The following is a 26,932-nucleotide window of genomic DNA, read 5'->3' as shown; positions in this document are numbered from 1 at the left end:
ATATAAAAATTTGAAAGGATTCAGTGTGCTAATAGGGGCGCATATGTCGGTGGCGGGCGGTTTACACTTAGCTTTTGAAAGAGCGGCAAAAGCGGGTTGCAGCGCCATGCAAATATTTACTAGAAATGAACGCCAATGGCAATCCCGCCCCTTGAATGAGGCAGAGATTGCATCATGGCAGAATGCCCGCAGTACCAGCGAGGTAGGACCGATTTTAAGCCATGATAGCTATCTAATTAACCTTGCTTCACCGCTGGAAGAAGGTTGGGAAAAGTCGCAGACTGCCTTTAAGGATGAACTCCTTCGCTGCGCGATCCTAGGGATTCCCTATTTGGTTACACATGCCGGTTCACACGTTGGTAGCGGGGAAGAATTTGCGTTGCAACGGGTGGCAGATGCGCTTAACCGGGTAATAGATGAATTCAGTGAATCCGGTATTCCCGGAATTGAACAGGTTACGGTTTTGCTGGAAACGACTGCCGGACAAGGTACAGCTATAGGTTATCGATTCGAGCACTGGGGTACTATTTTCGAAAAGCTCAAAAGACCTGAGCGAGTTGGGGTATGCTTTGATACCTGCCATGTGTTTGCTGCCGGTTACGACCTAACAACGCCGGAAGGCTATGAAGATACAATGGCGCAATTTCACCGCTATATCGGCTTAGAAAAGCTAAAAGCCTTTCACATGAACGACAGCAAAAAAGGTCTGGGCAGTCGGGTTGACCGTCATGAGCATATTGGGCAAGGCGCAATGGGTCTAGAACCCTTCCGCTTTATAATGAATGATGTGCGACTAGCCGAAATACCAAAGGTATTAGAAACCCCCAAAGGACAGGAAGGGCTGGAAGATATTGAAAACCTCGCCCGTTTGCGCAGCTTGATAGAAGCAGCCTGAATTTATGCAAACAGACCTAAAAGAACAGCCTGATCAAAAAGCCACTTCCCCAAAACCTCCAAAACCACCCTCTTTGCAAAAAAAGGCTGGCTGGGCGCTTTTCTGGAATATAATTTTTCTTCCTGCTAAAGCTTTGCTTGGACTGGTTGTCTCTCTGGTAATTATTAAGGATTTCAAGAGAAGCGCCTATATAGACCTAGCGGCAATTAGCGCGTCGCTTGCACTACTAGGAGTCGTGACCGATCTAGGTATTGAAAGGTCATTGCCCCGTTTTGTGAGCGAAATTGAGGTCAAATTTGGCAGAACTTACCTACGCCGCTTTATCTTTAATATAGTCATAATCAAGCTGGCAATTCTAGCGGTTTTAAGCCTCGTTTTCGGGATATTCGCTGATACGGTGGCACAATGGCTGGATTTAACCCAATATGCCAGAGCCTATCTTTCCCTCATTTTGTTGCTGTTGGTGTTGGGAGCTTTTTATGATATAGCAACCCAAGTACTATACAGCTTTTTTAAGCAAAAAGTCACAAATATACTTGATATAACTGTAACTATTGTCAATACCTCTCTGACTCTTGTGTTTATTCTGATATTCAAATGGGAAGTATTTGGAGTTATAGTCGCACTGCTATTAACTACTATCGTAAGTGTGGTAATTGCTACATGGCAAGCATGGACTGCTTCACACGAAGCACGTGAGATTGGCAAGAAAAGTGTTGGAAGCGGCGGAGGCATTACCGAGAAACAGAATCTTGCAGAAAAAGTAAAACTGCGTTGGCGTTTTATAAAGTACTCAACCCTAATGTATTTCCTGAATGTATCCTACTCACTTTCGGATTATTCTTTTGCAGTAGTGGTATTGGTATATTTCCGCGAAGCTGTAGCTGCTACAATTGTTCGTATCACTTACACTTTTATAAGAACTTTACTTAAAAACTTGATGACTCCCTTAAATGGGGTGCAAATGCCTCTATTCTCTTCGATTTATGCGGAAGAGCGGCATAAAGACCTTCAGGTAGCTTATGCCACCCTAACAAGGATTCAAATTTTCTTACTCGTGCCAAGCGCGTTAGGGTTCATTGTGTTGGCGCGTAACCTGCTGCAATTATTAATGTTGCGCCAGAGTGGTGACGCAGTGCTAACCCCTGACATGCTTACTCCTGCTACTTGGTCGGTGATAATTACTGTGATTATGACCTTCGGCGAGTCATTGCTGGTGATACCTTCTATTATATTAATGGTATATGAAAAATACCGGGCGATTATATTCACCCAACTTTTGCCCTACCTTACCGGACCTTTACTGGCATTAGTTGCTTTGCTGAAATTGGGGGCGATTGTAGCAGTTCTGGTTATGGGTGGGTTGGCAGTACTCTCAAGAGCAATTCAGGTATTCATTGCGCAACGCCAATTTGGGCTACGGTATCCGGTGGGGTTCTTTATGAAGGTGCTAAAATCCAGCCTTGCCTTTGCCATTCCTTTACAAATACTGGTCTTGCTACTTCCGGTAAATTGGTTTGTTACATTTGGGGTTGTAGTGGCAGGCGTGATAATATTTGTAGTGGTTTTCAAAATGCTGGGTGGTTTCGATCCTGAAGACAAGAAAAGATTACAAACGATTAAATTACCCTTCCGAAATCTGATAATCAAGTATTTGTAAAATAGTGGTTTTGTAATCTGCTTGCTAAAATGAATTATAGGAGCTTAAGGTCACAATGGAAACTCCGCTTATCCTTCTGGTAATTTTGATAGTCATTATTTCAATCTTTTTCAGCTCCCTAAAAATTGTTCAGGAGTACGAGAGGGGCGTTATTTTCCGGTTAGGGCGTTTGCTAGGAGTAAAAGGACCGGGCTGGTTTTTTATAATTCCTTTCGGAATTGATCGCTATGTTAAAGTTGACTTACGCACGGTAACAATGGAAGTTCCAACTCAGGAAACCATCACACGTGATAACGTATCGGTTAAAGTAAATGCGGTGTTATATTTCAGGGTAGCCGATCCGACCAAATCGGTGGTAAACGTCATTGATTTTATCCGGGCAACCCTGCAAATTTCTCAAACTACCCTCCGTAGCGTTATCGGGCAATCTGATCTTGATGACTTGCTCTCACGCCGTGATAAAATTAATGAGTCACTACAGAAGATAATCGACACCCAAACCGAACCATGGGGTATCAAGGTTTCCAGTGTCGAAGTAAAAGATGTAGAATTGCCCCAGTCAATGCAACGCGCAATGGCACGACAGGCAGAAGCCGAGCGCGAGAAACGGGCTAAAATAATTAGTGCAGAAGGCGAATTGATGGCAAGTGAAAAACTGGCAGAAGCCGCCCATATAATGGGGCAGGAAAAGCAAACCATGCAATTACGTTACTTGCAAACCCTCAGTGAAATATCGGTTGAGAAAAATTCAACTATTATTTTCCCACTTCCGATTGAGCTGATGAATTTTCTAGGCTCAAAATTTGATTCGAGCGACTCTCCTGCAATTAAAACCGATAATGAGAAGCGCGTTGTTAATGAGGTTACTTCAACACAACGTCAGGCGCGTAAACGAGGTAAAGAAACCTTAGCTGACGGTGAAATAAAAGAATAGTGTCGGCGCATTGACGTGGGTAGGGCTGGAAGGTAAAATGAACGCAAATATAAAGTTTGCCAAAAATAGCACAACAATGCGCATACAACTAATATTCATTAGCTTACTAAAAGCATGAGTTTGAAAACAGCGCCGGTAAATGTAGAAAAAGGCAATCTCAAACCAAAGTTCAAGCCGCAAACAATTGCTTGGGTAGTAATATTTATATCCTTCGCAATCTTTTGTTTGCTGGTTTATCTGGTAGCTAATCTGGTCAGTGATTACCTCAGCCGCTCTAGCCAGAACCGAAGCGCCATTGTAACTGTAACTCGCGGTCCTGTTTATATTGCTCGCACTGGACAAGGCAGTTTATTGGTGGCAAATCCCCTTGATACCCTCCAACCCGGCGATTCTATCCTTACAGATAACCAAAGCCAAGCGGTGCTAGAGTTATTTGACGGAACAAAACTGGATATATATTCCTCCAGTAAAGTAAGATTAAGTGAGTCGCGTATCGTAACTACAAACTTTGTTCGCCGTGAAAAACAGCTTGTGGTAGAAGTAAGCCTGAACTCAAGCGAGGATGATAGAGCCGGAGTTGGCAAGGTTTCAGTACAATTCGATAATAAGGACGACCAAGAATATATCGGGAAGCCATTAGAAATTAATTGCACTGATGGAGCCTCCCTCATATTTGAGGGCAGCGAAGATAAAGATTCTTACTCGATTGACTTGATACATTCAACTGACGGTTCTAGCCGTACACTGATAAATTCCACTGTGACTAATACGGGTAATTTACAGATTAGCGCAGCCGGTAAAACTCAAACATTAGCGCCGGGCAAACGTGTATTTGTAGATAGTGGACAACCTCCGGTTGAATCGAACGGGTTACAGGACGAACTTATCAGAAACAACCGCGCTTTTATTAATGGGTTAGATGGCTGGGAAGTGCAGCAAAAAGACAGCGGCAATCTGGATAATATATTTTGCAGCTTATTTATTGATAGTGAAAAAGTAGATGACGGCACTATTTACCGGGCACACACCTACAGGGGTCAGAACACTAAAGACTCTCATGAATGTAGTGTGATACAGGAACTTAACACCGATGTCTCACGCTATCAAAGTCTTGTTCTAAATTTCAAACTCAAAATTCAAACTCAAAGCTTGAGCGGTGGTGGTGAGCAAGGCATCGAATTCCCGTTGTTTGTTAGAATCAGTTATGTGGATACACAAGGTAATCCGTATAATGAATATTTTGCCGGGTTTTATATTACCCCTTTTGACCCGAAAGATAATACTCGTGTTGCAAAGTATATAGTATCAGAGCAAGTTAAGCAGGGTGAGTGGATAGAATTCTCAAGTGAGGATTTAATGCAGCGGCGTAACAAACCACAAAAGATATTATCTATCACTGTAGGTTCGGCAGGTCATGATTATGAAGCTTATTTTACCGACCTTTCATTGGTGGGTAAAGGCTGAGCAGGAGGCATACTTAAGTGAGTAATATTTGTGTAATTGGAACAGGCTATGTTGGTCTGGTAACGGGAACTTGCTTTTCTGATTTGGGAAATAATGTCACTTGTCTAGATATTATAGAAGAAAAGATACTCAGCCTAAAACGAGGCGAAATGCCCATTTATGAACCCGGCTTGGAAGAGATGGTTAAGAATAATGTCAAAGCCGGACGGTTGAAGTTTACCACCAGTTATGAGGATGCTGTACCGGGCGCAGATTTTATTTTTATTGCGGTCGGCACGCCTCAAGGCGAAGATGGCGGGGCAGATTTAAACTATGTGGAAACTGCCGCACAATCTATAGCGCAGGTGTTAGAAGGGCATTCGATCATAATTAACAAGAGCACTGTACCGATTGGAACAGGCGATTGGGTATCCAATATTGTGCAGGATACCCTCGAACGAACCGGTAACCCAAAAAAGGCTACCTTTGCAGTGGTCAGCAATCCTGAGTTTCTACGGGAAGGTTCTGCTATTTTCGATTTTATGACTCCTGACCGGATTGTACTCGGCAGTACAGTAAGGGCAAGCGCGGAGAAAGTGGCAGAGCTATACGCGCCGCTGAAAGCGCCGGTCATTATTACCGATCTGCGTACCGCCGAAATGATCAAATATGCCTCAAACGCTATTCTGGCAACCCGTATCAGCTTCATTAACGAAATCTCGCAAATTTGCGATGCGTTGGGAGCGGATGTTAAGGTAGTAGCAGAGGGTATGGGTTACGATAAACGTATCGGACATCAATTCCTTCAGGCAGGGATTGGCTATGGCGGCAGTTGTTTCCCGAAAGATGTAAAAGCGCTGGCGCATATGGCGGAAAAGAGCAATTGCCATCCGCAACTCTTGCTGGCGGTTATGGATATTAACCAAGACTCTCGCCGCGTTTTTGTCCAAAAAGTTGAGCGAACATTGGGTTCGGTTACACACCGCCGCATTGGGGTTTGGGGATTAGCTTTCAAGCCGAATACTGACGATATGCGCGAAGCCCCTTCGGTAGACATTATAAATGCGCTGATTCGTAAGGGCGCAGAGGTGCGTGTCTACGACCCGGTGGCAATGAAACAAGCAGAACGCTATCTACCACATGCGGTTGAGTTCTGCAATGATCCTTATAGTGTAGTCCAAGAAGCTGATGCAGTATTGCTTCTGACTGAGTGGAACGAGTTCAAGCAGGTAGATTTTGAAAAGGTTAAAAAGTTGATGAAGCAACACTATCTTTTCGATGGGCGTAATCTTTACGACCCGCTTGAAATTCAAAAACTCGGTTTCGAGTATCGGGGTGTAGGTCGCCCATTTTAGCAGGTTAATATGCTCGAATGTGGCGTTGATTTGGTTGAAATAGCAAGAATTGAGCAAGCGGTAGCGCGTCTGGGCGAACGTTTTCTGAACAGAATATACACTGAAAGAGAACGTGAGTATTGTCGGGGACGCGCTCCCCAACTCGCAGCACGTTTTGCTGCCAAAGAGGCAACTGCTAAGATTTTAGGCACAGGGTTATGGCGGCAGGGAGTTAGCTGGCATCAGATTGAGGTAGTAAACGACTTGGAGGGCAAGCCGCACCTTAATTTAAGCGGGGAAGCCGCCAAGCGTGCCGAAAAATTGGGGCTTTCTGAGTGGAGTATTAGCATTTCTCATTCGCGTGGTGATGCTATTGCTTTTGTGGTTGCTATGGGTAACTAAAGGGGAAGACATGAAACTTGTAACATCTGCCCAGATGAAAGAGATTGAGCTTCGAGCGACACAACTTGCAGTACCAGAATCGGAGTTAATGCTCAATGCCGGTTCTAGCGTTACCGAGGCAATTTACCGAGCAGAGTTAATTGATCGTGATGGCGACGATTACTACCAAGAAAATACAATGGTGCTGATTCTTGCCGGCGCGGGCAATAATGGCGGGGATGCTATGGTTGTGTCTAATTTGCTCAAGCAAGAATTGCCCGATTTGCAGGTTAGAATCTACTTTTATAATCGCCCTCGCCCCAAAAACGGCTTTAACAACAAACTTACTTACACTGAGGCTGAAAATCAGACTGGTCAATTTATCAATGATGAAAACGATTGGGCGGATTTTTGTGCCGATCTTGAACAAACACATCTGGTAGTGGATGGCTTATTGGGGGCAGGCTTATCCCGCGAGGTTACCGGAAAACTCGCCAATATCATTCGGCAGATAAACGAGGTAAAAGAAGCGCGTAGTTTTGACCCATACCCTCTCTCGGTTGTAGCAATTGATGTGCCGAGCGGTATAAACAGCGATACCGGGCAAGCCATGGGAATTGCTTTGAAAGCTGATTTGACCGTTACTTTGGGCATGCCTAAAGTGGGGTTGATAAGCTACGAAGCCCTTGAATATACCGGGGTGGTTACACTCGGCGATATTGGATTGCCTCCCAAATTGGTGGACGACTTTGAAAGCTCAGACCTGCCAACCTTTGTACTGGCAGACAATATCAAACGGTGGTTACCACCGCGTCCTGCCAGCGGACATAAGGGTACGTTTGGGCGCTTGATGGTGATCAGCGGCTCTGATGAATTTTTAGGCGCACCTTATCTCAGCACCGTTGCGTCAATGCGGGCTGGAGCAGGGCTTGTAACGCTGGCAGCCACCCGCAACGTAATTGCGGTTATGGCAGCCCGTAGCAGCGAAAACACCTATCTTGAATTAACCGAAGCAACTCTCAGTAGTTTTGCAGAAAAACTGGCGGATTATCGCGCCGCTTTAATCGGACCGGGTCTTGGAGAGAATAGCAATCTATTAGCGCAATTGTTGGCAATTGATTCCATCAAGAAACTTCCTTTGGTGATTGATGCAGACGGTTTAAACTATCTGGCACGCACGTCGGAATGGTGGGTTAATCTGAGCAAAGGCAATATCCTTACACCCCACCCGGCTGAATTAGCAAGACTCACCGAAAGTACGATTGGCGAAATAGAAGCAAACAGGTTAGAATCGGCACAAAAGGCAGCGCAAAAATTCGGGCAGGTGATTGTATTAAAAGGCGCTTATACCGTGATCGCCGCACCGGATGGGCGTATTGCGGTGAATCCTGCGGCTAATTCTGCACTTGCTACAGCAGGAAGTGGCGACGTACTGGCAGGTATTTGCGGTGGGTTGTTGGTACAGGCTGCCCGTTTCGCAGATTTTGACACTTTTAAAATTGCTTGTTGTGGGGTTTATCTTCACGCTATGGCGGGAGAATTGGCGAAACGCGAAAAAGGGGATATGGGGGTACTGGCGGGAGATTTATTACCACTTATTCCACTCGCGGTCGAAGCAATAAAACAAGGCGAGAGTCTTGAATAGGTTTTAGGGGAAAGCGGGCGAAAATGCAAAGACAGATTGTAGTTAAAGATATAATGACCCAAGATGTAATTTTTGTTACGCCAGAGACACAGGTTCCCGATATAGCCAGTCTCTTAAATAAGTACAAAATCAGCGGTGTTCCGGTGGTAGATAACGGTAAAATTCTCGGTATTGTTACCGAAGAAGATTTAATCATTCGCACCGCAATTATAGACACGCCGCATGTCTTTAGCCTATTTGACTCGGTCTTTTATTTCGGCAAGAAAAAAGAATTCGAGAAAGAGTTGACCAGCGTATTGGCAACTAACGCCAGCGAGTTGATGACCGCTCATGTGTTGACTATTGATGAAACTGCCACAGTGCAGGACTTAGCCACCTTGATGATGAAGAAAGATATAAACCCAGTGCCGGTAGTTAACGCAAAGGGGGAGCTAAGCGGTATTGTAAGTCGCTCTGATATAATCCGTTTGATGGCGCTCGAAGAAGAATCTGGTACGAAAGAGTAAACCAAAAGGGGCTGACATTTTTTGAAAAGCCGCAAGCGCCTTTCTTGCGGCTATTTTAAGTATTAGATTTAGATTCTGCACATTTTAAATCCCCGGATAGGGCAAAGCTATCCTCCTAATGGCAAAATTTAATCAACTTAGCATAAATACTATCAAAACTCTGCACGCTTCCAAGCTTTCTACATTCTGACACTACCTGTTATTTGTTATAATAACTCTAGGCTAAATTGAAAGCTAACACAACCGAGAATAGGCAGGAATAATATAAAAGTATGAGCAACATTAATAGCAATGAAAAGGAGTTGTCACCAGAACAACTTGAAGAACTACTCAGTGTATTGAAAGCCCGTTTTGAGAAAAACATGAACCGCCATAAAGGTCTTGAATGGGCTAAAGTACAAGCAAAGCTGGAAGCTAATATTGAAAAACTTTGGTCACTCAACGAGATGGAAAGAACCGGTGGTGAACCGGATGTTGTTGGTCATGATATAAACACGGGCGAATACATCTTTTATGATTGCTCAGAGGAAAGTCCTAAAGGTCGCAGAAATATTTGTTACGACCGTGAAGCGCTGGAGTCAAGGAAGGCATTTAAACCAGAAGAAACCGCTATGGATATGGCAACTGCCATGGGCATTGAGCTTTTAACGGAAGAACAATATCGAGAGTTGCAAAAACTTGGGAATTTCGATGCGAAAACGTCGAGCTGGGTGAAAACACCCTCTGATATTAGAAAACTCGGTGGCGCTCTCTTTGCTGATCGCCGCTATGACAATGTTTTCGTATATCACAACGGTGCGTCCTCTTACTATGCAGGTAGAGCATTCCGTGGCTGGCTAAGGGTCTAAAATTTTGCTATGACAAAAGACGAGTCGCCTTGAAGGAAGCACAAAGCGCAAGCCAAATACAGTTCTCCCAGCGTATTTAAAAGATGTGGAATCTGTTAAATCAAAGGGTAGTATAGAATTGAGTCTAACACTCGATTGAACCGAGCATCCTAACAGGTTATTTCGCTTAATTCATACTAGTATATTTGTAGTGTTTACCATTATTTACCTCTTTTTTTACACTAATGCAATATACTTGCCTATAGAAGTTTATCAGCCGTATGTTTTTGTTGTTTGGTGCTAGCACTGACAAGTATGTGCATCAACAGTTTGAAAGGAGCTGAAAAAATGGATGAGGAAATTTTGGACGAGGAAACTTCCACCGCCGGGAGAGGTATAATTGGGGTAGTATTGGGCACTGCAAAAGCCTTGGATGGGGTAGTAGTAAATGCAGCGAAGAGCGCTGTGTCTATTGTTAGTCCGGACTTGGCTAAAAGAATGGTTTCTCTTGATAGAAATTTCAAGAAAACGTGCTTTGGGATTTTGAAAGCCCCGATCAATTTCGGATTGGGTTTGGTTGGGTTATCTGTGAAATAATTAAGTTTTACTACCAACCATAACTGTAAATATTCCATATTAGCTTCTGTTTTAAAGGGTATGAACTTGGTTTTAGTTTTATATATCCGAGTATTCTGAAAACTTTGTAGTAGCTACAAAGGGGCAGGCTAATATTTATCGTACTATAGATGTTCAGGTTTGGTTTTGGAATTTCTGTCAGGTTTTGTACTTAACCATTGCCGTAATTTCCCAAAACCTTTTCTGAACATCTATACCATATAGGCGACTTTCAGGATTGCAAGCATCGGTTAATCAGAAGCGGTTGGACTTGCTGAAAGAAACCGCACACCTGATCAATCAAGCCGATTTGCTCAGGCATGTCAGTCAAGTAGAAGTTGTCAGATCAGGTCTAAACTATTGTGGTTTAGAATATCAGGTTAAGTTCTACCTTCAGCATTTAATTCTTCTAATGCTGCAGTGGCATAATATCTGATTTGATCACCTCGAACTTTTTCTCCTATATCATTCAGTTTTATCCACTCTAGTAAATTTTTAGCTTCATCACCACCCAGCAACTTCAAAGCTTTTACTGCCGCTATTCGAGTAGAAGTATTACCGCTTTGATACTTATTTTTTAACATCTCAAAATACTCTTTTCTTCTTGTAGCTCCCAGTCCCACTAATGCTGCATTCTTCTCTGCTTCACTTCCCTCATTTAATAACAAAATAAAGTACTCCTCACTTTCAGGAAGTTGCAAAGACCCCCATACCTCACAGGCTTTCTCTAATTCGTAATAACCTAAACTTCTCATTTCTACAATTAGTTCACGCGGAAATTGGGGAAGCTGATATTCCTCTATTGCTTCTAGTAGTTCAAACCACCATTGCGAGTATCCTTCTTTCCTGGCAATGGCAAGTAATACAGATGGTAATTGTTCATCCTTATAAACAATTAAAGCAGATGCACAAGCAGATCTTAAAATATGATCTTCATTTTTATCCTTTAATTTGCGATATAGGGTTGGAATAGCCTGCTTATCGCCAATTAATTGCAATGAATAGGCGGCTTCAACAGCTACAGGTTCTTTCTCTGGATCATCTAATGCTTTTATCAGATAGGGAATCGCTTTTTGCACTCTTAAGTGTGTTACTATACAGCTGTTTATAAATCCCCCAGGTTCATTTATTAATCTACTGCCCAATAAATCAACGCTTTCTTCAGGAAAGATTGTTGTCAGCGCTGCTACAATACCAATTCTCACATATTTGTTTGAGTCGTCTATAAATTTCAGCAACTTGTCCCAATACCAGGCTTTTTTGTTACCTGAGTTGAGCTGATATAGAAAACTAGCAGCTTTCTCTCTAACCTTTTGATCAGAGTCGTTTAACGCTGAGCAGAATACCTCGACTGTTCCAGGTAAAAGTATTTGACCAAGTCCAATTATTGCTAATTGACGAGTAAAAGGATCTTGACTACCATAATACAAATTAATCAGCCGATCACTGGATTGGCTTTTAGATTTTCCAATAGCAATTGCAGCAGACTGTCGAGTCCATTTATGTTCAGAAACGTCACTCAAAATTATAAAGAGTTCTTCTATCCACGTTGTATCAGGGTTAATCCAAAAAAAGCTTTTAATTAATTCTGATCTAATCTCTCCTAACATAGTTCTATCTGTTATAAGACTCATAATATTTTTATCTATCTTATGACTTAGTAAAGCTCCCAAAATATTAACTGCTATATAAAAATGTTTGTCCTTGGTTTGTTTTAATGTATTTATAACTTTTTCTTGAAGAGTTGGGTCAATGTATTGCCAATATTCCAACACTTTAGCTGACTCCCCATCTATTCTTAATTTAGTTGGATCTATCTGCAACTGGTAACATCCTAATGCACAGAAATAATATTGGAGCCTAGGGTTTGAGAAGAAAAGCAGACGCTCAGTACTATCTAAAAAACCAGACTCTAACGCCCAACCAAATACTTCTCCAACCTGTTCAATGCTTCGCTCAAATGTTAAAGTTGGGTTAGAATCAGTTAAATAATCAAGGAAACTAAAATTATTCTTCTCAATTGCATCTGGCAAATAAGTGTATTCAATCCAAAGTTGCTTCCTCGTTTTCTCATTTTGCGAATTTTGTGTTAAATGTAGCGCAAGTCTAGCGAGTAGGGATTCCGCCAAAAAGCGCTTTTGATCAGTCAAGTTATTTAAGATTTGCAGATACAAATTTATCTCTTGCATAAAATTACCATGATAGATATGCGGCTGAATGACCGCCACCACGGACTGATTGATAAGGACTGTGAGCCTTTCATAAATAGGCTGACATGTTAACAAATAGCTCCTTTGTGTTAAAGTTTAAGTGACCAAACCAAAACACAAAAGGAGCGTTATGAATTATAACAATAATTTGAGCCTTAAAACAGAAAGCTTGCCACAAACCATACCAACTGCCGAAATGGTTTGCCCACAATGTCAAGCTCATTTTGAGCTAACACCCCCGTCCCCCGTAAGCCTTCCAAAAAGCATTTATGGGTAAATACGGTGCAAGTGCTGGACTTGATCAATGCCTTATTTTTCAAAAACCTTTTCTGAACATCTATAGCTAGAACCGAGATATAAAAAGATAAAGACCATCCAACGAATGGATGGTCTTTTTTCTTGATTTCTGGGCATGCTGGGTGCAGCCCAAATTGGCACATTTATATGCAACACAACCTTGCACTTATTGCATTGCTCCGGTGATGAACTAATTACAACTCGCTTTCGTTACTATGCCAACAATTGTTGGGTTTATTTTCTACAGCACATTAGCCCCATCTAATTATGTTTACCTTCTTGACAAACTTACTTACCTAAGCTATTCTGGATAAACATAGATGAGTATGTTGATACGTATACTCGTATTACCTTCCGGCTTAATCAAACTATTGAGGTTATTAGTTTTATGGGTGCAATAAAAAGACAAGATAATCTTCAGAGTAGAGCCAGAATTTTGGCAGTACTCGCTCATCCCGATGATGAGACTTTTCTTTTGGGTGGAACCTTGGCGCATTATGCCCGGTATGGTCATAAGGTTTTGGTGCTGTGCCTTACCGGAGGCGATCGTGGAGAAAACGCGCTTTCGCACCTTTCCGAATCCAGTTCAATTACATCGCTCCGCCGTCTGGAACTTGAGCAAGCTTGCCGGATGCTAGGAGTGGAGCTTTTACCGGTGCAAAATTTACCCGATGGGAAATTGTCCGAATTGAGCGTTACCAAACTAGCTGGGGTTATTGCACCGTTTCTCCAAAGCCACCAGCCTGAAATTGTCCTGACTTTTGGACCGGACGGTTTGACGGGGCATCCAGACCATATCGCTACCAGCAAGGCTACTACCTTAGCTTTTAATCGAGCCGCCCATCGTGGGGCTGCCCTTTTCTATGCTGGGTTACGCCATAGCACAGTTGAGCGGCTGAGCAATCGTATGGAAGGAAAGCTGGAAAATGTCATGTTGGAACTGGTGGGACTTCCCGATGAAAAGTTACCTTTCAGGATAGATATACACCAGACCAATCGTTGTAAATGGGAAGCCCTAACGTGCCATCGCACCCAAGTGGGTAGTTTTGCGAGTTTAAATCAAGCTGATCTGCAATTGTTAGGAGAGTATGAATACTTTCGACTGGCGCGAGTGGCGGGAAAACAATGGCTTCCTTCGCTACTCCCTCAGGCGGCAAACGATCTCTTGCAGGTGCTTGAGGTAGAGGAAATCGAAGCGGTGGCTTAGTTTATGTCAGTATCGTACTAATATATAAAACTAATTTTGTTGAATTGTAAGAAGGAGACCGAGAATGAGTACAACTGAGGCAACTGATAATTTGGTAGAGCGGCGCAAACGCCGACCGAAAATTGCCCAAGATGCGATCGAACTGCTGGGAAATACCCCCCTTGTGCGTCTCAACAAGGTGACCGAAGAAGCAGTTGCAAATGTTTATGCCAAACTAGAGGCTTTTAATCCCGGTTTCAGCGTAAAGTGCCGCATAGGTGTGGCGATGATTGAAGATGCCGAGCGTCGGGGAGTGCTGAATAAGGACACCATTATCATCGAACCTACCAGCGGTAACACCGGTATTGCGCTGGCTTGGGTTGCAGCAGTAAAAGGTTACAAACTCATTCTGGCTATGCCTGAAACAATGAGCATCGAGCGGCGCATTTTACTCAAGGCTTACGGAGCAGAGTTGGTACTCACCCCCGGCGCGGAAGGTATGCCCGGCGCAATTCGCAAGGCAGCCGAATTATTGGAAAGCACTCCTAACGCTTGGACTCCCCAACAATTCAAAAACCCTGCAAACCCTGAAATCCACCGCAACACTACCGCTCTAGAAATTTGGGATGACACGGACGGGCAGGTGGATATTGTGATCGGTGGAGTAGGCACAGGTGGTACTATCACGGGGCTAGCCCAAGTGCTTAAAGAAGCCAAACCCAGTTTGCAAGCGATAGCGGTTGAGCCATCTGCCAGCCCAGTTTTGAGCGGTGGCAAGCCTTCTCCTCACAAAATTCAAGGTATTGGAGCGGGTTTTGTGCCAGATGTGCTGGAATTAGGGCTGATAGATGAGATTGTACAAGTGTCGAATGATGATGCGATAGCCACAGCCAGAGCCATTACCTTGCAGGAAGGTTTGTTAATTGGTATCAGCGGTGGAGCAGCGGCTTGGGCGGCTATACAGGTGGCGAAGCGACCGGAAAACGCGGGTAAAAATATTGTAGTGATCTTTCCAGACACCGGCGAGCGCTATCTGAGTACGCTTTTATTTGCCGATATTCGGGAAGGGCTTCAGGTTTAGCCTAAAATCTTTATTCTGGAAGTTAGGTTTGTTTCCTACATACACAAAGGGAACAAACCTAACTTTTTTTATTTAGGGCCTTCGCTTGGAAAAATAAAAATGAGCCTAGATTTTGCTCAAGCCCCTTGCCTAAAAGCGAAAGCCCTATTATTTTTGCTATGGGAGGAGATTTTATGATAGTGTTATCCATGCGGTGTTAATAGCCTTGTTTGCTTTTTTGCATAAAATTCCCATTACAGTTATTCACAGGTTTCGTTGTTTATAGATTCTATAAAATTTAACGAAGGGGGGAAACATTCGCCGTTAAGCCCCTGCTGACTTTCAACAGGGGGTTTCAGTTAGTAGATGTAGAATACGGGAAGGAAAGGAAAAGGATTCCGGGATAAAAATGCCGTTTTGGGTTTCTCTTAGAAGACCAATTTTGTAGAATAGTTGTTCTAGCAACACTATTGGCAAGAAGGGTGAGAAGAGAGGAGCTACGAGAAGGAGATGTTAGAAGTTATGGCCAGAAGCGCAATAAAGTACCACCGGAAACGAGGGGACAACTACAACGTAATTGCGGGCAAAGTGCAACATGATGCCCGTACCGTAAAAAGAGTGCTAAATGAACCTAGCGACAAGGTACAAACCCGCCCCAATCGTGAAAGTAGTGTGGCAGTCTTCAAAGAACAGATTGAAGGCTGGCTAGAACAAAAACTACAAGTGAAAAGAATGCTGGAACTAGCGTGGGAAGATCCCAAACAGCCCTACTGTGGCAGACCCACCGCCTTCTATGACTATGTGCGCAAGCTCAAAAAAGCCAGAGAGAACCAGGCTCATCAGGTACAGATACGTTTTGAGGGCTTACCTGGAGAGTTTTTGCAAATAGACTGGGGTGAAATTCGGGGAGTGCTGTTCAGTAAACAAGATAGTGTACCCCAAACCTTCTACTTTTTCTGTGCCCGGCTGAAATACTCGCGTTTTATGTATGTGAGCTTTCAGAAAGATATGGCCGAAGAAACGCTGGTGCGCTGCCTGGTGGAAGCCCTCAACCGGATGGGGGGAGTACCGTGGGTAATTACCACGGATAATATGAAGACGGTGGTACTGAGGCGAGATGAAAAGAACCAACCAGTGTGGCATCCGGTGTGGCAGAAACTGGCACTAGAATTCGAGTTTCACCCGGAAGCCTGTGCCCCGGCCAGCGGAAACCAGAAAGGTGCCGTAGAAAATTTGGTAAAGTATACCAAAAACAATTTTCTAGCTGGTCGTACATTCTACGATGCGGCGGATCTGGTAAGGCAGTTGGAAGAATGGTTAGGGGTAGTGAATTACGAGCGTACATGCGCAGCGACCGGGGAAATTCCGGGTAGCTTACTGGAAATAGAGCGTAAACACTTCAGCCCATTGCCTGCTAGTGCCCGGGATTACGGTTTATTTACCAGCCTGGTGGTAAACCGGGAAGGGGTAGTCATTTTTGAGACCAACAAATATAGCGTACCGGCGGAACTAATGGGACAAACCCTGACAGCCCGGATACATCGGGAATGGCTGAAGTTATGGCGGGGTACGGAACTGGTGGCACAGCACCCCCGTTGTTATTCCCGAAACCGCCGCTTAGTAATACCGGAACATTACACCCAAGCTTTTGAGATCAAACCCAGAGCCAGAACCATGGTGTGGCGGGATTGGTTGTTAAATTTAGGACCGCAAGTGTACCAGTATGTGGCGGTAATCTGTCGACGGCAAAGAGCCACCATGAGTGAACAAATCCACCAACTATACGCGCTGGCCCAGCAGGTAGGGCTGGAAGAATTCCAGGCGGCGGTGGAATTGGCAACGGAACAACAGCTTTACGGGGCGGAATATCTCAAGGGTTTATTACTCAAGCCAGCGGGTTCAGGCAGTAATGCCGCTACCCTCAAGCCCACTCAACCAGCGGTGGAACGGCTACTCAGTGAATACGAACCACTGGTGGCCAACCGTTTTTCGGCCATACCTGAGGAAAATGAAATAGAAAGGGCGGTGGGATGAATAGTCTGGAACATAAACTCACCAGCCTAAAACTGGGCAGGGTAAAACAGGTATACAGCGATTGGATTGAACGGGCACGCGAAACCGGAATGGATTACGGGGAGTTTTTAGAAGAATTGTTAAGCGAAGAGTTGCTATCTCGTCAGGAGAACCAACTCAAAAAGCGTTTGCACTCAGCCAGTTTCCCTTTTGAAGCCAGCCTGGAACAATTCGATTTCAGTCGCCACCCGGAACTGAAGCGCAGCGTGATTTTACGCTATTTCGACAGCAGTTTTGTAGAAAAAGCTGGGAATTTACTCCTAATCGGGGCAAGTGGGCTTGGGAAAACCCATCTTTCGATTGCAGCCGGAATTAAGATGGTGCAGTTGGGTTACACCGTAAAGTTCATTACGGCTCAACAACTGGCGAACCAAGTGATTGCGGCTAGCACTCGCCAGGAAATAGCCAGGATTTTAGAGCCGCTTTTGAAATGTCAGGTGTTGGTATTAGACGAACTGGGCTATTTACCGATGGACGCACGTGTAGGTCCGGCCTTATATGAGCTGATCAGCGGACGTTACCTCAGAGGTGCTACGATCATTACCAGTAACAAAAGCCTTTCTAACTGGGGCGAACTGATCGAGGGTGGTGATACTGCCTTGATGGTGGCGATTATTGACCGTTTATTGCATCACGGAGAAGTTTTTTATTTAAGAGGTAGCAGTTACCGCACTTTAGGAAAGGAGAGTTACGGCTTAGAGCGTCGGCAACTTCCACCAGAAGAAAAGAAACCGGAAGCGGGAACTGGTTCTTAAAGATTTCAAGAGGCTAAGATTATTTCAGCCTAATAAGAGCTGGTTGAGCGCAAAAGCTTGGCTTTTGTGCGAACGCCAGCGTGCGACAGGCCACTGCCTGGAGCTTTTTCTTAAAAAAGTGGGTTAAATTCAGATGCATTTTTAGCCCGGAATATTAGGTCTTGACAACCGCAATCTACACTAGAGCGCAAATCATTTCAGTAAAAGTGTAGCTGTCAAGTCTTCTATGTTTTGTGAGGAAGTAAATCTAAATTAGTCTAGGCTGTACTCAACCAATTCTCTAACCTCTGGTAAGCCGATAGATTCTAGCAATTGATTTAAGGTGCGCTCACTGTAACCGCTACCATCCAGATAAACCAAAGCTGGTATCACAGCGCTAGTATCGTTGGAATTGGTAATGATATTTAGCGGCAGCATTAACCCATAACCAGACTCATCAAAGCTCTTTCTGGTCTCCAAAGCGGTCAGAGCAAAACTCTTTTCGGTGCCCTGACCAGCAACCTGCGCTCGAATAAAGTTTACGGTTTGGCGCAATGGTGCATCAGGATTAAAACGGAATAAAAGTTTTTTTGTGTCTTTCATGCTTTCCCTCTTTTGCTGTAATAATAATTTCTCTCAGTAATAAGATAACTTAGTTTATCAACAATGTCAAGAGTAATTATTATGGATTCAGCAATTTACTTGTAGAGGAGTTATTCAAAAAGAGTAGAGGGATTTTTCACAACTTTTCGAATCGAAATGTTAAACAAAATATCAAAAATTGTAGCGCCTATTGTTGGAATAATTTACACAAAAACAACCGCATTTTCTCTTTTAGTCATCTTTGTTTTCTATTGACAGGCTCAAACTATTCTGATATATTTATTTTAACGTCAAAAAGATCACATCTAGGTTTTCTCCCAATGTGATCTTTAGTAACTTATATTTTCTTGGGTTTTAGGTTAGAGTTTAAGATTGCCGTCTTTTATCTACCCATAACCCAGTTTCATTCTAGAGCCTTAATAACCTGATTGTGTAATTTTGGATTTAATCTTGATATCCTTTAGCTGACTACTCAAGTATATCATTGTTCAAATCTTTTGTAAAGAGGTTTTCTGTTCAAATTTCTGAATCTCTTTTCAAAAGCACTTGGCTTTTTCCTTTCAGGTTTTTGTTTGAATGGCTCTGTCCCTAATTTGTTGAACTGACCGGACATCTGGAGGTTCGACCGGAGGCTTATTTCCTACCGGGTCGAACCTTTTTTAATTACCATTAATCGGAAAAGCCCGGGTTGGTTCGAAATCTTTATTAATTAAAGTGCTGTCCTAAAGTAGCGTGGGCAGATCAATTAACTGAAGGAGAACTGCGATGATGATGGTAACAATGACTACTGAGATGCAAAAATGTATGGACGATTGTATGGCTTGCCATCGGATGTGTATGCAAACCATGACCTACTGCATGATGATGGGCGACAAATTTATGGAAGGCAATTGCATGCGGATGATGCAAGATTGCGCCATGATGTGTCAGACCTGCAATAATTTTATGGTTAATGGTTCGGATATGTGCAAGGAAGTGTGCGCGCTGTGCGCCGAAATGTGCATGCGCTGCGCGATGGAGTGCGAGAAGTTTGCGGAAGATGCGCAGATGATGGCTTGTGCCAAAATGCTGCGGGAATGTGCCGCTTCCTGCCAGATGATGATGGCTTAAGTTTAGATTGGGGCTTGGAGTCCTGTTTTGTGCCAAGCCAAAAACTTTAATAGTTGGAAATACTTTTACAGCGATTATTTCGAGAACCGGATTTCACCGTCTCTCAGGAAAAGGTCGCTGTTTTTTTATCGACCCAAGATACTTGACTTGATAATCTAGATAAACTAAGTTATATTTATCCCAATATCAATCAATGTAGGGTTTTTCATTCATTAGAGAATCGAGGCGTTATGACAATTGTTACCCTTACCACAGATTTTGGAGAGCAAGACGGCTATATCGGTATGATGAAAGGGGTTATTAACACTATAAACCCCGCCGCTTTGCTGGTGGATATTTCGCATCAAATAGAACCTCAGAATGTTTTGCAGGGTGCTTTTGTATTATATAATGCCCATTATCACTTTCCGCCCAACTCCATCCATGTCGCAGTAGTTGACCCCGGTGTAAGTACCGACCGCCGAACCATTTGTCTGAAGGTACCGGAAGTAGGAATTTTTATAGGACCGGATAATGGTCTTTTCTCCTACATCATTGACACTTACCCGAATATCAGTGTGCGTGAACCTCTCAATCAAGCTTTCCACCGCCAATTTGTTAGCAACACCTTTTTTGGGCGGGATATTTACGCGCCTGTAGCTGCACACCTGTCTAAGGGAGAACCTTTTGAAAAAGTTGGGCCCTTACTTGATGTGGGAGAAGTAGTATCATTTGAGGATCTCTGGCCGCAGTGGGAACAGATCGGGAAGAAAAAGGTATTGCAGGGACGAGTATTGCATATAGACCATTTTGGAAATATCATCAGCAACATCCATCGCCGCCAATTTGACCAGCTTACCGAAAGTGAGCGACGCAATCTACGGGTTCACGTAGAATACTACTCACCTACTACAAACCGAAAAGTTCGGCTAGAAACCAATGGTATTAAAGCAAACTACGGGGATGGCTCACCCAATGAACTAATAACCCTCTTTGGTAGCAGTGATTTTCTGGAATTGGCACGTGTAAATGGCTATGCCGCTTTTGATGTTGGCAACCCAACTCAGGATCAAGCCTCGGTTAGGGTTATGTACAGACGACCGCAAGTTGAAATTGGAACTCCTTTCGTGGTAGAAATCTGAAAGAAGTTGAGATGGGTGCGCTGGCAAAGTAGCCAGCCAAACCCCCATAGTTCGGGAATAAAAAATTTAAGCCTTGCGCTATTAAAAGCGCCTGCCCTCCTATTGGGCTTGACTCAAGTTCTCTGAATATACTCAAACCGAAATTGACCAATATCAGAAAAGAGGAAAACCCGGTCTGATTAGCCTAGAGGATATCCCAGTAACCGGGCTACAATATGAATATCACTCAGAGTAGCCACTGTTTTACTAAAGCGTGCAACCACAATGTAATTCTTATGCTCAGATTTATTAACTACATGCCGTAGTTCCAGCCATTCACCTACCTGTACTAATTCGTTAAATTCCATAAGCACCTCGCAAAATAGGTTGCGCCATTACAAATGAGCGCTAACTTTTCTCTTTTTTCAATTTGCCCCGACAAACCTCAGCAGCAAAAGCATAGGATTTACTCTGAGGTTAGTCGGTGGTTTCAGGTCTAGCGGGTTAACAACCCGGCATCCAATACAAATTGAGCGCCCGTTATATATCTAGCTCTCGGAGAAGCCAAATATAACACCGCTTGCGCCACATCTTCCGGTTCTATCCACGGCACAGGCAATAGGTTTCCTGCCGAACGCTCGGCTATTTCCTGTGTCGTAGTGCCTTCTAAAGCTGCCAGCCCATCGTTCATCGGGGTATTGACACCGGTAGGATGGATAGAGTTTACCCGTATGCCGTGTGGGGCAAGCTCGATTGCCCAAGCTTTGGTCAACCCGGTTAAGCCCCACTTTGAAGCAGTGTAATGACTTAAACGACCTAGCCCTCGCAAACCTGCAATTGAGGAATTATTGATAATCACGCCGGATTGCTGCTTTATCAGAACCGGAATTATTCGACGGGCTACCAGCCATGCCCCTTTCAGATTTATATCCAGCATCGTGTCCCAAGCTTCTTCGGTAAGTTCGTGCGCCAGACCATAAAAGCATATTCCCGCGTTGTTAAACAAAATATCTATCCGGTCAAATTGTGCCAAAGTACCTTCTACTGCCGCGCTTATAGCTTTATCATCGCGTACATCGCCCACATATATTAAACTTTCGCCGCCAAGCTCCTTTATTTCAAGTTGGAGCGATTCTAGGTCAGAGAGTTCCCCTAGCTTATAACCGGGATACTCTAATTGGCGTGCAACGTCAAAGGCAACAATCTTAGCGCCCTCTTTTGCCAACGCCAGTGCCGTAGCCCGACCTTGCCCGTGTGCCGCTCCGGTGATAAAGGCGACTTGCCCGGCAAATTCTTGTGACATTAGGCTTCATCCTTCTTATTTCAAAGTTACCTGTGGTTGAGTAGTAGTTTTCCGATAAGGTTCGAGGTAGTCGTCTAATTCAACCTTCAGCGTGTTATTGAACACATTTGTGGCAAGCATCAATACCCCGAACGCGGTTAATTCAACAATCTGTTTAGGAGTAAAATATTGCTCAAGCTTGGCAAATAGCTCATCCGAAATCTGATTCGAGTCGGCTGCCAGTTGGCGACCAAATTCCACCAGTACTCCTTCGCGCTCATCCAGTTTTAAATCATCCGGATTCTCGCCTGCGTTAATCAGCACACGGCGAAAATAGATAGAGCAAATCAGGCAATCGGTTTGGGCAGAGATAGCGTGGGTAAACAGATCAACGGCACGCTCTCCCAAAAACGGTAGAACCGCGTCATGCAAAGGATACCATTCTAGCAGGGCGTGGAGAGCCGGATAAGAATGCGCCAAAGTACGCTTCATATTGGTCATACGACCATTCGCCTGTATCTGGTGTTCGTATTCAGTTTGTACTGCCGGCTCGGTTTCTTCATATTCTAAAGCTTTGATTCTTGGCATCAGAAGCACCTCCTTTTATTCTAAAAACGGAATATGGGTAAAGCATTGAATGGACTGACCCATATTTGTATAGCATCAAATTAACATATCTTGATTTAGTTTGTCAATTTAATCATATATCTGTTTTAAGCCAAATTTTCTTCAAAAATATAACTGACCGAGTAATTTTGAGAAATACCGGTCAGTTATCTGATAAGGAGGATGGAAAAGAGAATATATTGTTGGTACGGGTATTTTCTAATTTAGCGTCATCTAATCAGTACCAATAAATAGCTGACGCTATAGCTAAGTTATACACATGGCATCTGCGGTACAAAGTCGCTGGAAAACAGTTGCTTAACTTCGCTAGAGTAAGGTGTAAATACTTCTGTTACCATTTCCGCCAGCCCTTCACCCAACATACTTGCTATCCCGAAATCTTGCTCGGATAAACCAGTAGCATGAATTATGCGAGTATTGACAGGATGCCGTTCCAATAAGCTGCGCTTATAAGGTCGTACCATGTAGGTGGTTATTGGGGAACTGTCTAGATTTGCAAAAGCACCCGGCAAATATTGCGCTATGCTTGCTTCTACTCTATCTATATAATTCTTGATTTTTGAAACCTGATTAATTTCTCTTTCCTCTGCCTCCAAAATTTCATACAGTTCAATTTTAAGACCTTGCCCCGGTAATAAGGGGAAACCTTCAAAGCGACCTTCGGGTACTTCAAGGGTAAAAACCGGAAACTTCTCCGGTATGAAATCGCCCGATTGTGCAGGCTGAAGTTGCAAACTGATTCTCCGTTGCAACTTTTGCGGTTTTTCTTGTCTGGGAGCAGGTCGTCTCACCCAACTCTCTCCGCTGATAACCATTTGGCTGGCACGGTAAAGACCCTGGGTAGTTTCAACTATAAGGTGGTCATGGGCTTTGTACCATTGTGTTACTGTTTCCGTATTTTTTATTTGTGCCCCATGCCGCGAGGCGACCTGAAGATAGGCAGCTATAGCCGAATTGGCAAATAAGACTCCACTGTTTGGCTCGAAAATAACGCTGAAACGATCATCCAAGCTAAACTGTGGGAAGGAACTGGAGAGTTCCGAAGGTAAAATATAATCCGTTAGCAAATTGTGACGGTGGGCGGTTTGCAAACTCCCCCGTATTAGCAAGCTATCGGGTGCGCCGATTACCAAACCACCCGTAATACGCAACAGTGGTATGCCAGATTCCGCTTCAAGTTGCCGCCAAAGTTGGATAGCGTGGTGGGTCATTTTCACACTGCCCGGAACTTCATGATAACTTTCGCGAATTATCCGAGTGGTATTTCCGGCTTCTTTTCTAGAAGAGGGGTTTTCCAAACCAAGCACTTTCAAGCCCCGCTTCGCCAACTCGTAAACGGTGGCGCTGCCCACCGGGTCTAGCCCTAACACGATCACATCATAAGATTTATTGCGCATAATTCGGAATTATCCTCTCAGTTAAAAGAACCTGACAGTCCCATTGACATGCTTTCCACCGCTTGTAAAGTAGCCTTGTTTGTACCCAATACTTTTTTTATTACCGGGTCGTTCTTAGCCAGAAAACTTAAGTGTCGGAAGCCGTGCGAGACTACATTACTTTCCTTAATAACAGTCGGGCGCGGGGTGCGTGAATCCGACCCCCTAGCTACGCGCAACTCTTGTAGAGGAATCAATTGCGCATCTCCGCGGGACAGGTTTAATTCGTCCGAGTAAACCAGATAAGTTAAAATAAATTTGCCCGGTTCTTCATGCCGCCAACTGGTAGAATGAATCAGCAAATTTTCATGGCTGGTGGTTTGGTCAGGAAAATTACGGCTAAAAGCTTCATAGACCAGTTTGTCGGGATTGGCTGCACCATCTTGAACTTCCACAAGTTGCTTGAGATATAGTAGTTTGTCATCCCCTATTCGGGAAAAGAATATCTCGAGATAAAGTTCCATTTGTTTGCTCTTCCTCTAAAGTAAGCATGTAGCAACCACGGTACATTTTCGAAAAAATCGCACTAAAAGTGGTTTCTCAGATTTTGATTAAAGGTATATATTTACCGTTATTGAGTTAAACAGAAGGAACGGTATAAATAATAAAAAGCTAACAGTTACAACAGAGGAAAGAAACACGACCGGAGAAGCAATCACGTATGAGGGCAATAGGCATTTGGAACAGTGACAAAGATGCTTTTGAGCGGACAGCAGCAATCAGAATCATAATGTTTGTCGAACCTCCGCGTGAGTGCTATGCACATTTCGGGACTTGGCATTGAATATAGCTTGCATAAATAACTCTTTTTATTGATCGGTATTTTATCTTCAAAGGAGCTTTAATATATATAACATAGTTGATAAACAATGTCAACAGTTATTGTGTGCGCAATTACTGGAAAGTGAAACAGCTAGGTGGAACGGTAGCAAGCGAGGTATTATTATTTTCTGCAATGGCTGATTAGCAATAACAGGGCTTGGTGAAAGACTGGAAAGTAGCAATCTCAGCATGCTACGACCAATCAAACATTTCAGCCCTGTTATCTTGAATACTGTAATCGAACGCCAAATCGTATCAGATTTAGATTAACTCAGAGATTAACTTTGCCTGAGTAAAAAGTGCTAGGTAATCTCGACCGCCAGCCTTACTATCAGTTCCGCTCATATTAAAGCCGCCAAAAGGATGTACCCCTACCAGCGCCCCAGTGCATTTCCGGTTAAAGTACAAATTACCCACATGAAATTCATTCTTAGCACGTTCAATTCGGCTATTATCCCCTGTGAACAACGCCCCGGTTAAACCGTAGATAGTACCGTTGGCAATCGCCAGCGCATGGTCAAAATCACGGGCGCGTATCACTGCCAGTACAGGACCAAAAATCTCTTCTTGCGCAATGCGGGCAGTTTCCGGCACTTCGCTAAAAATAGTGGGTTGTAGGAAATAGCCACCGTTTGAGGCGGCCTTTGCCAAAGCACCGCCAAACTCCAGTTTGCTCTCTCCTTTACCGATTTCGATATATTCGCTGATTTTATTAAAGGCAGCTTCGTCTATAACGGGTCCCATGCCTACATTCTTTTCGTAAGGCTTACCCACAGTCAATTTAGCGGTACGTTCCACTACCATTCGTAAAACGGTGTCATAAACTGAGTCAACAATAATAGCGCGACTTCCAGCCGAGCATTTCTGACCCTGAAAACCAAAGGCAGAAGCGACAATTGCAGCGGCGGCTTTCTCTAAGTCAGCGGTTTCATCTACCACAACACAATCCTTGCCGCCCATTTCCAGCACTGCCCTCTTAATCCAAATCTGACCGGGCGCTAGTTCGGCTGCCAAACGGTTGATGCGCAAACCGATTTCCATTGAGCCGGTAAAGCTGATGAAGCGCGTTTTAGGGTGCGCTACCAACGTATCGCCGACCTCACCACCCGGACCGGGTAAGAAATTCACTACCCCGGCTGGTAAACCAACCTCTTCCAGCAAAGCGACAAAATGCGCGGCAATAATCGGCGTGGCGCTGGCAGGTTTCAATATAACGGTATTGCCTGACACAAATGCTGAAACGGTCAGACCCACCATAATCGCCAAAGGAAAGTTCCAAGGCGGAATAGCTACGCCAACCCCCAACGGGATATAGCGCAACTCGTTTTTCTCGGTAGGGATGTGAGTAAGAGGTTGTTCACCCCCATAGCGTAATGCCTCACGGGCGTAGAATTCCATGAAATCAATCGCTTCGGCGGTATCCGCATCGGCTTCAGCCCATGATTTGCCCGCTTCATAGACCATCCATGCGCTAAAAAGATGGCGGCGTTGCGCCATTATGGCTGCCGCTTTGAAAACGTATCCCGCCCGTTCCTGCGCAGAAACATACTGCCAAGTCTGAAAAGTAGTATGCGCCGTTTCTATAGCCCTATTCGCTAGTGCCTTATCGGCTTGCGAGAAATAGCCCACTACCTGAGCCGGGTCGGACGGATTCAGGCTCTTGCCTTTGCGTTCGGTAATAATTTTCTCGCCACCCACAAGCAAAGGGTAAGTGTGACCTAACTTGCTCTCCACCTCTTGTAGAGCAGCACGTATAGCATGTTCATTTTCGGGTTTGCTAAAATCGGTGAGAGGTTGATTTACAAAATCCGGGGTAGCCGGACTGCGAGGTTCTACTTCTAACATATGCACCGTACTCCTCTTTATTTATATGCGCTAGTGATAAAGTGTAGTATCTTTTCTATTTTAGCCCCTTTAGCGGTAAACTTGTCGGTAATTATTTCGAGTAGATTCTTAGGGGATTTCAGAATTAGCTATTCTACTTCAATATTTTAGGTAGATTATACATTATCACGAACTTAGAGGGTTATCAAGCTTAGTTCAGGAAAATTAATTTTCCTCTAACCGAATATATCTAACCAAGCAAACAGATTTACGTATATTTAATGCTATTTGTAGCAGTATTAATGCTAATAGTAATGTTTCTAGGTTA

Annotated in this window: 25 protein-coding genes; 16 read left to right on the top strand and 9 right to left on the bottom strand. The window is 43.9% G+C overall.

What is annotated here, in order from left to right:
- Positions 1-25: 25 nt before the first annotated feature.
- The 10 genes from OZ401_RS08700 to OZ401_RS08655 all read left to right on the top strand — a co-directional run bounded on the left by OZ401_RS08700 (position 26) and on the right by OZ401_RS08655 (position 10,222).
- Positions 26-895, top strand: coding sequence for a deoxyribonuclease IV (locus OZ401_RS08700; protein ID WP_341467841.1), 870 nt, complete (start codon positions 26-28; stop codon positions 893-895).
- 4 nt (positions 896-899) lie between these two features.
- A complete protein-coding gene (locus OZ401_RS08695) occupies positions 900-2,555 on the top strand; it encodes an MATE family efflux transporter (protein ID WP_341467840.1) in 1,656 nt (551 codons plus the stop codon).
- A gap of 55 nt (positions 2,556-2,610) precedes the next feature.
- Entirely contained in the window at positions 2,611-3,489 is an 879-nt protein-coding gene (locus OZ401_RS08690; protein ID WP_341467839.1) for a slipin family protein, read from the top strand.
- A 114-nt stretch (positions 3,490-3,603) separates the two neighbouring features.
- The gene (locus OZ401_RS08685) at positions 3,604-4,953 is read left to right on the top strand and encodes a FecR family protein (RefSeq protein ID WP_341467838.1); all 1,350 of its coding nucleotides are present in this window, start codon (positions 3,604-3,606) and stop codon (positions 4,951-4,953) included.
- A 17-nt stretch (positions 4,954-4,970) separates the two neighbouring features.
- Positions 4,971-6,287, top strand: coding sequence for a UDP-glucose dehydrogenase family protein (locus tag OZ401_RS08680; RefSeq protein WP_341467837.1), 1,317 nt, complete (start codon positions 4,971-4,973; stop codon positions 6,285-6,287).
- 9 nt (positions 6,288-6,296) lie between these two features.
- Positions 6,297-6,668: a holo-ACP synthase gene (gene acpS, locus OZ401_RS08675; RefSeq protein ID WP_341467836.1), complete on the top strand. Its 372-nt coding sequence runs from the start codon at positions 6,297-6,299 to the stop codon at positions 6,666-6,668.
- A 10-nt stretch (positions 6,669-6,678) separates the two neighbouring features.
- The gene (locus OZ401_RS08670) at positions 6,679-8,292 is read left to right on the top strand and encodes an NAD(P)H-hydrate dehydratase (RefSeq protein ID WP_341467835.1); all 1,614 of its coding nucleotides are present in this window, start codon (positions 6,679-6,681) and stop codon (positions 8,290-8,292) included.
- A 23-nt stretch (positions 8,293-8,315) separates the two neighbouring features.
- A complete protein-coding gene (locus OZ401_RS08665) occupies positions 8,316-8,798 on the top strand; it encodes a CBS domain-containing protein (RefSeq protein ID WP_341467834.1) in 483 nt (160 codons plus the stop codon).
- 272 nt (positions 8,799-9,070) lie between these two features.
- The gene (locus tag OZ401_RS08660) at positions 9,071-9,646 is read left to right on the top strand and encodes a DUF4256 domain-containing protein (RefSeq protein WP_341467833.1); all 576 of its coding nucleotides are present in this window, start codon (positions 9,071-9,073) and stop codon (positions 9,644-9,646) included.
- Positions 9,647-9,973: 327 nt separating this feature from the next.
- Positions 9,974-10,222, top strand: coding sequence for a hypothetical protein (locus OZ401_RS08655; RefSeq protein ID WP_341467832.1), 249 nt, complete (start codon positions 9,974-9,976; stop codon positions 10,220-10,222).
- A gap of 398 nt (positions 10,223-10,620) precedes the next feature.
- Here OZ401_RS08655 and OZ401_RS08650 read toward each other — a convergent pair whose 3' ends face one another.
- The gene (locus OZ401_RS08650) at positions 10,621-12,525 is read right to left on the bottom strand and encodes a HEAT repeat domain-containing protein (protein ID WP_341467831.1); all 1,905 of its coding nucleotides are present in this window, start codon (positions 12,523-12,525) and stop codon (positions 10,621-10,623) included.
- Between the two features lie 80 nt (positions 12,526-12,605).
- Positions 12,606-12,770 (bottom strand): hypothetical protein, encoded by a 165-nt coding sequence (locus OZ401_RS08645; protein ID WP_341467830.1) that lies wholly within the window; start codon positions 12,768-12,770, stop codon positions 12,606-12,608.
- A gap of 413 nt (positions 12,771-13,183) precedes the next feature.
- On the opposite strand from OZ401_RS08645, the gene OZ401_RS08640 reads away from it, so the two are divergent.
- The 4 genes from OZ401_RS08640 to istB all read left to right on the top strand — a co-directional run bounded on the left by OZ401_RS08640 (position 13,184) and on the right by istB (position 17,821).
- On the top strand, positions 13,184-13,954 hold the full coding sequence (locus tag OZ401_RS08640; protein ID WP_341467829.1) for a PIG-L deacetylase family protein: 771 nt from the start codon (positions 13,184-13,186) through the stop codon (positions 13,952-13,954).
- A gap of 64 nt (positions 13,955-14,018) precedes the next feature.
- Entirely contained in the window at positions 14,019-15,014 is a 996-nt protein-coding gene (gene cysK, locus OZ401_RS08635) for a cysteine synthase A (RefSeq protein ID WP_341467828.1), read from the top strand.
- Positions 15,015-15,503: 489 nt separating this feature from the next.
- A complete protein-coding gene (gene istA / locus OZ401_RS08630; RefSeq protein ID WP_341467827.1) occupies positions 15,504-17,027 on the top strand; it encodes an IS21 family transposase in 1,524 nt (507 codons plus the stop codon).
- Positions 17,024-17,821, top strand: coding sequence for an IS21-like element helper ATPase IstB (gene istB, locus OZ401_RS08625; RefSeq protein ID WP_341467826.1), 798 nt, complete (start codon positions 17,024-17,026; stop codon positions 17,819-17,821). The genes istA and istB overlap by 4 nt, the downstream gene beginning before the upstream one ends.
- A 252-nt stretch (positions 17,822-18,073) precedes the next feature.
- On the opposite strand, the gene OZ401_RS08620 is transcribed toward istB, so the two are convergent.
- Positions 18,074-18,403, bottom strand: a complete 330-nt coding sequence (locus OZ401_RS08620) for a hypothetical protein (protein WP_341467825.1) — start codon at positions 18,401-18,403, stop codon at positions 18,074-18,076.
- Between the two features lie 765 nt (positions 18,404-19,168).
- Between OZ401_RS08620 and OZ401_RS08615 the strand changes: the two genes are divergently transcribed.
- Positions 19,169-19,513, top strand: a complete 345-nt coding sequence (locus OZ401_RS08615; protein WP_341467824.1) for a four-helix bundle copper-binding protein — start codon at positions 19,169-19,171, stop codon at positions 19,511-19,513.
- 230 nt (positions 19,514-19,743) lie between these two features.
- Entirely contained in the window at positions 19,744-20,634 is an 891-nt protein-coding gene (locus OZ401_RS08610; RefSeq protein ID WP_341467823.1) for an SAM hydrolase/SAM-dependent halogenase family protein, read from the top strand.
- Positions 20,635-20,813: 179 nt separating this feature from the next.
- On the opposite strand, the gene OZ401_RS08605 is transcribed toward OZ401_RS08610, so the two are convergent.
- The 6 genes from OZ401_RS08605 to pruA all read right to left on the bottom strand — a co-directional run bounded on the left by OZ401_RS08605 (position 20,814) and on the right by pruA (position 26,625).
- Positions 20,814-20,981, bottom strand: coding sequence for a hypothetical protein (locus tag OZ401_RS08605; RefSeq protein ID WP_341467822.1), 168 nt, complete (start codon positions 20,979-20,981; stop codon positions 20,814-20,816).
- Positions 20,982-21,109: 128 nt separating this feature from the next.
- Positions 21,110-21,916 (bottom strand): mycofactocin-coupled SDR family oxidoreductase, encoded by an 807-nt coding sequence (locus OZ401_RS08600; RefSeq protein ID WP_341467821.1) that lies wholly within the window; start codon positions 21,914-21,916, stop codon positions 21,110-21,112.
- Positions 21,917-21,931: 15 nt separating this feature from the next.
- Positions 21,932-22,483, bottom strand: coding sequence for a carboxymuconolactone decarboxylase family protein (locus tag OZ401_RS08595; RefSeq protein WP_341467820.1), 552 nt, complete (start codon positions 22,481-22,483; stop codon positions 21,932-21,934).
- 290 nt (positions 22,484-22,773) lie between these two features.
- The gene (locus tag OZ401_RS08590) at positions 22,774-23,919 is read right to left on the bottom strand and encodes an FAD-dependent oxidoreductase (protein WP_341467819.1); all 1,146 of its coding nucleotides are present in this window, start codon (positions 23,917-23,919) and stop codon (positions 22,774-22,776) included.
- Positions 23,920-23,936: 17 nt separating this feature from the next.
- Positions 23,937-24,422 (bottom strand): hypothetical protein, encoded by a 486-nt coding sequence (locus OZ401_RS08585; protein ID WP_341467818.1) that lies wholly within the window; start codon positions 24,420-24,422, stop codon positions 23,937-23,939.
- 619 nt (positions 24,423-25,041) lie between these two features.
- A complete protein-coding gene (gene pruA, locus OZ401_RS08580; protein ID WP_341467817.1) occupies positions 25,042-26,625 on the bottom strand; it encodes an L-glutamate gamma-semialdehyde dehydrogenase in 1,584 nt (527 codons plus the stop codon).
- Positions 26,626-26,932: the final 307 nt, after the last annotated feature.

This window comes from Candidatus Chlorohelix allophototropha (assembly GCF_030389965.1).
Classification (GTDB): Bacteria; Chloroflexota; Chloroflexia; order Chloroheliales; family Chloroheliaceae; genus Chlorohelix; species Chlorohelix allophototropha.
The sequence above is the reverse complement of the archived record's forward strand: the minus strand, read 5'-3'. Positions and strand labels throughout refer to the sequence as shown.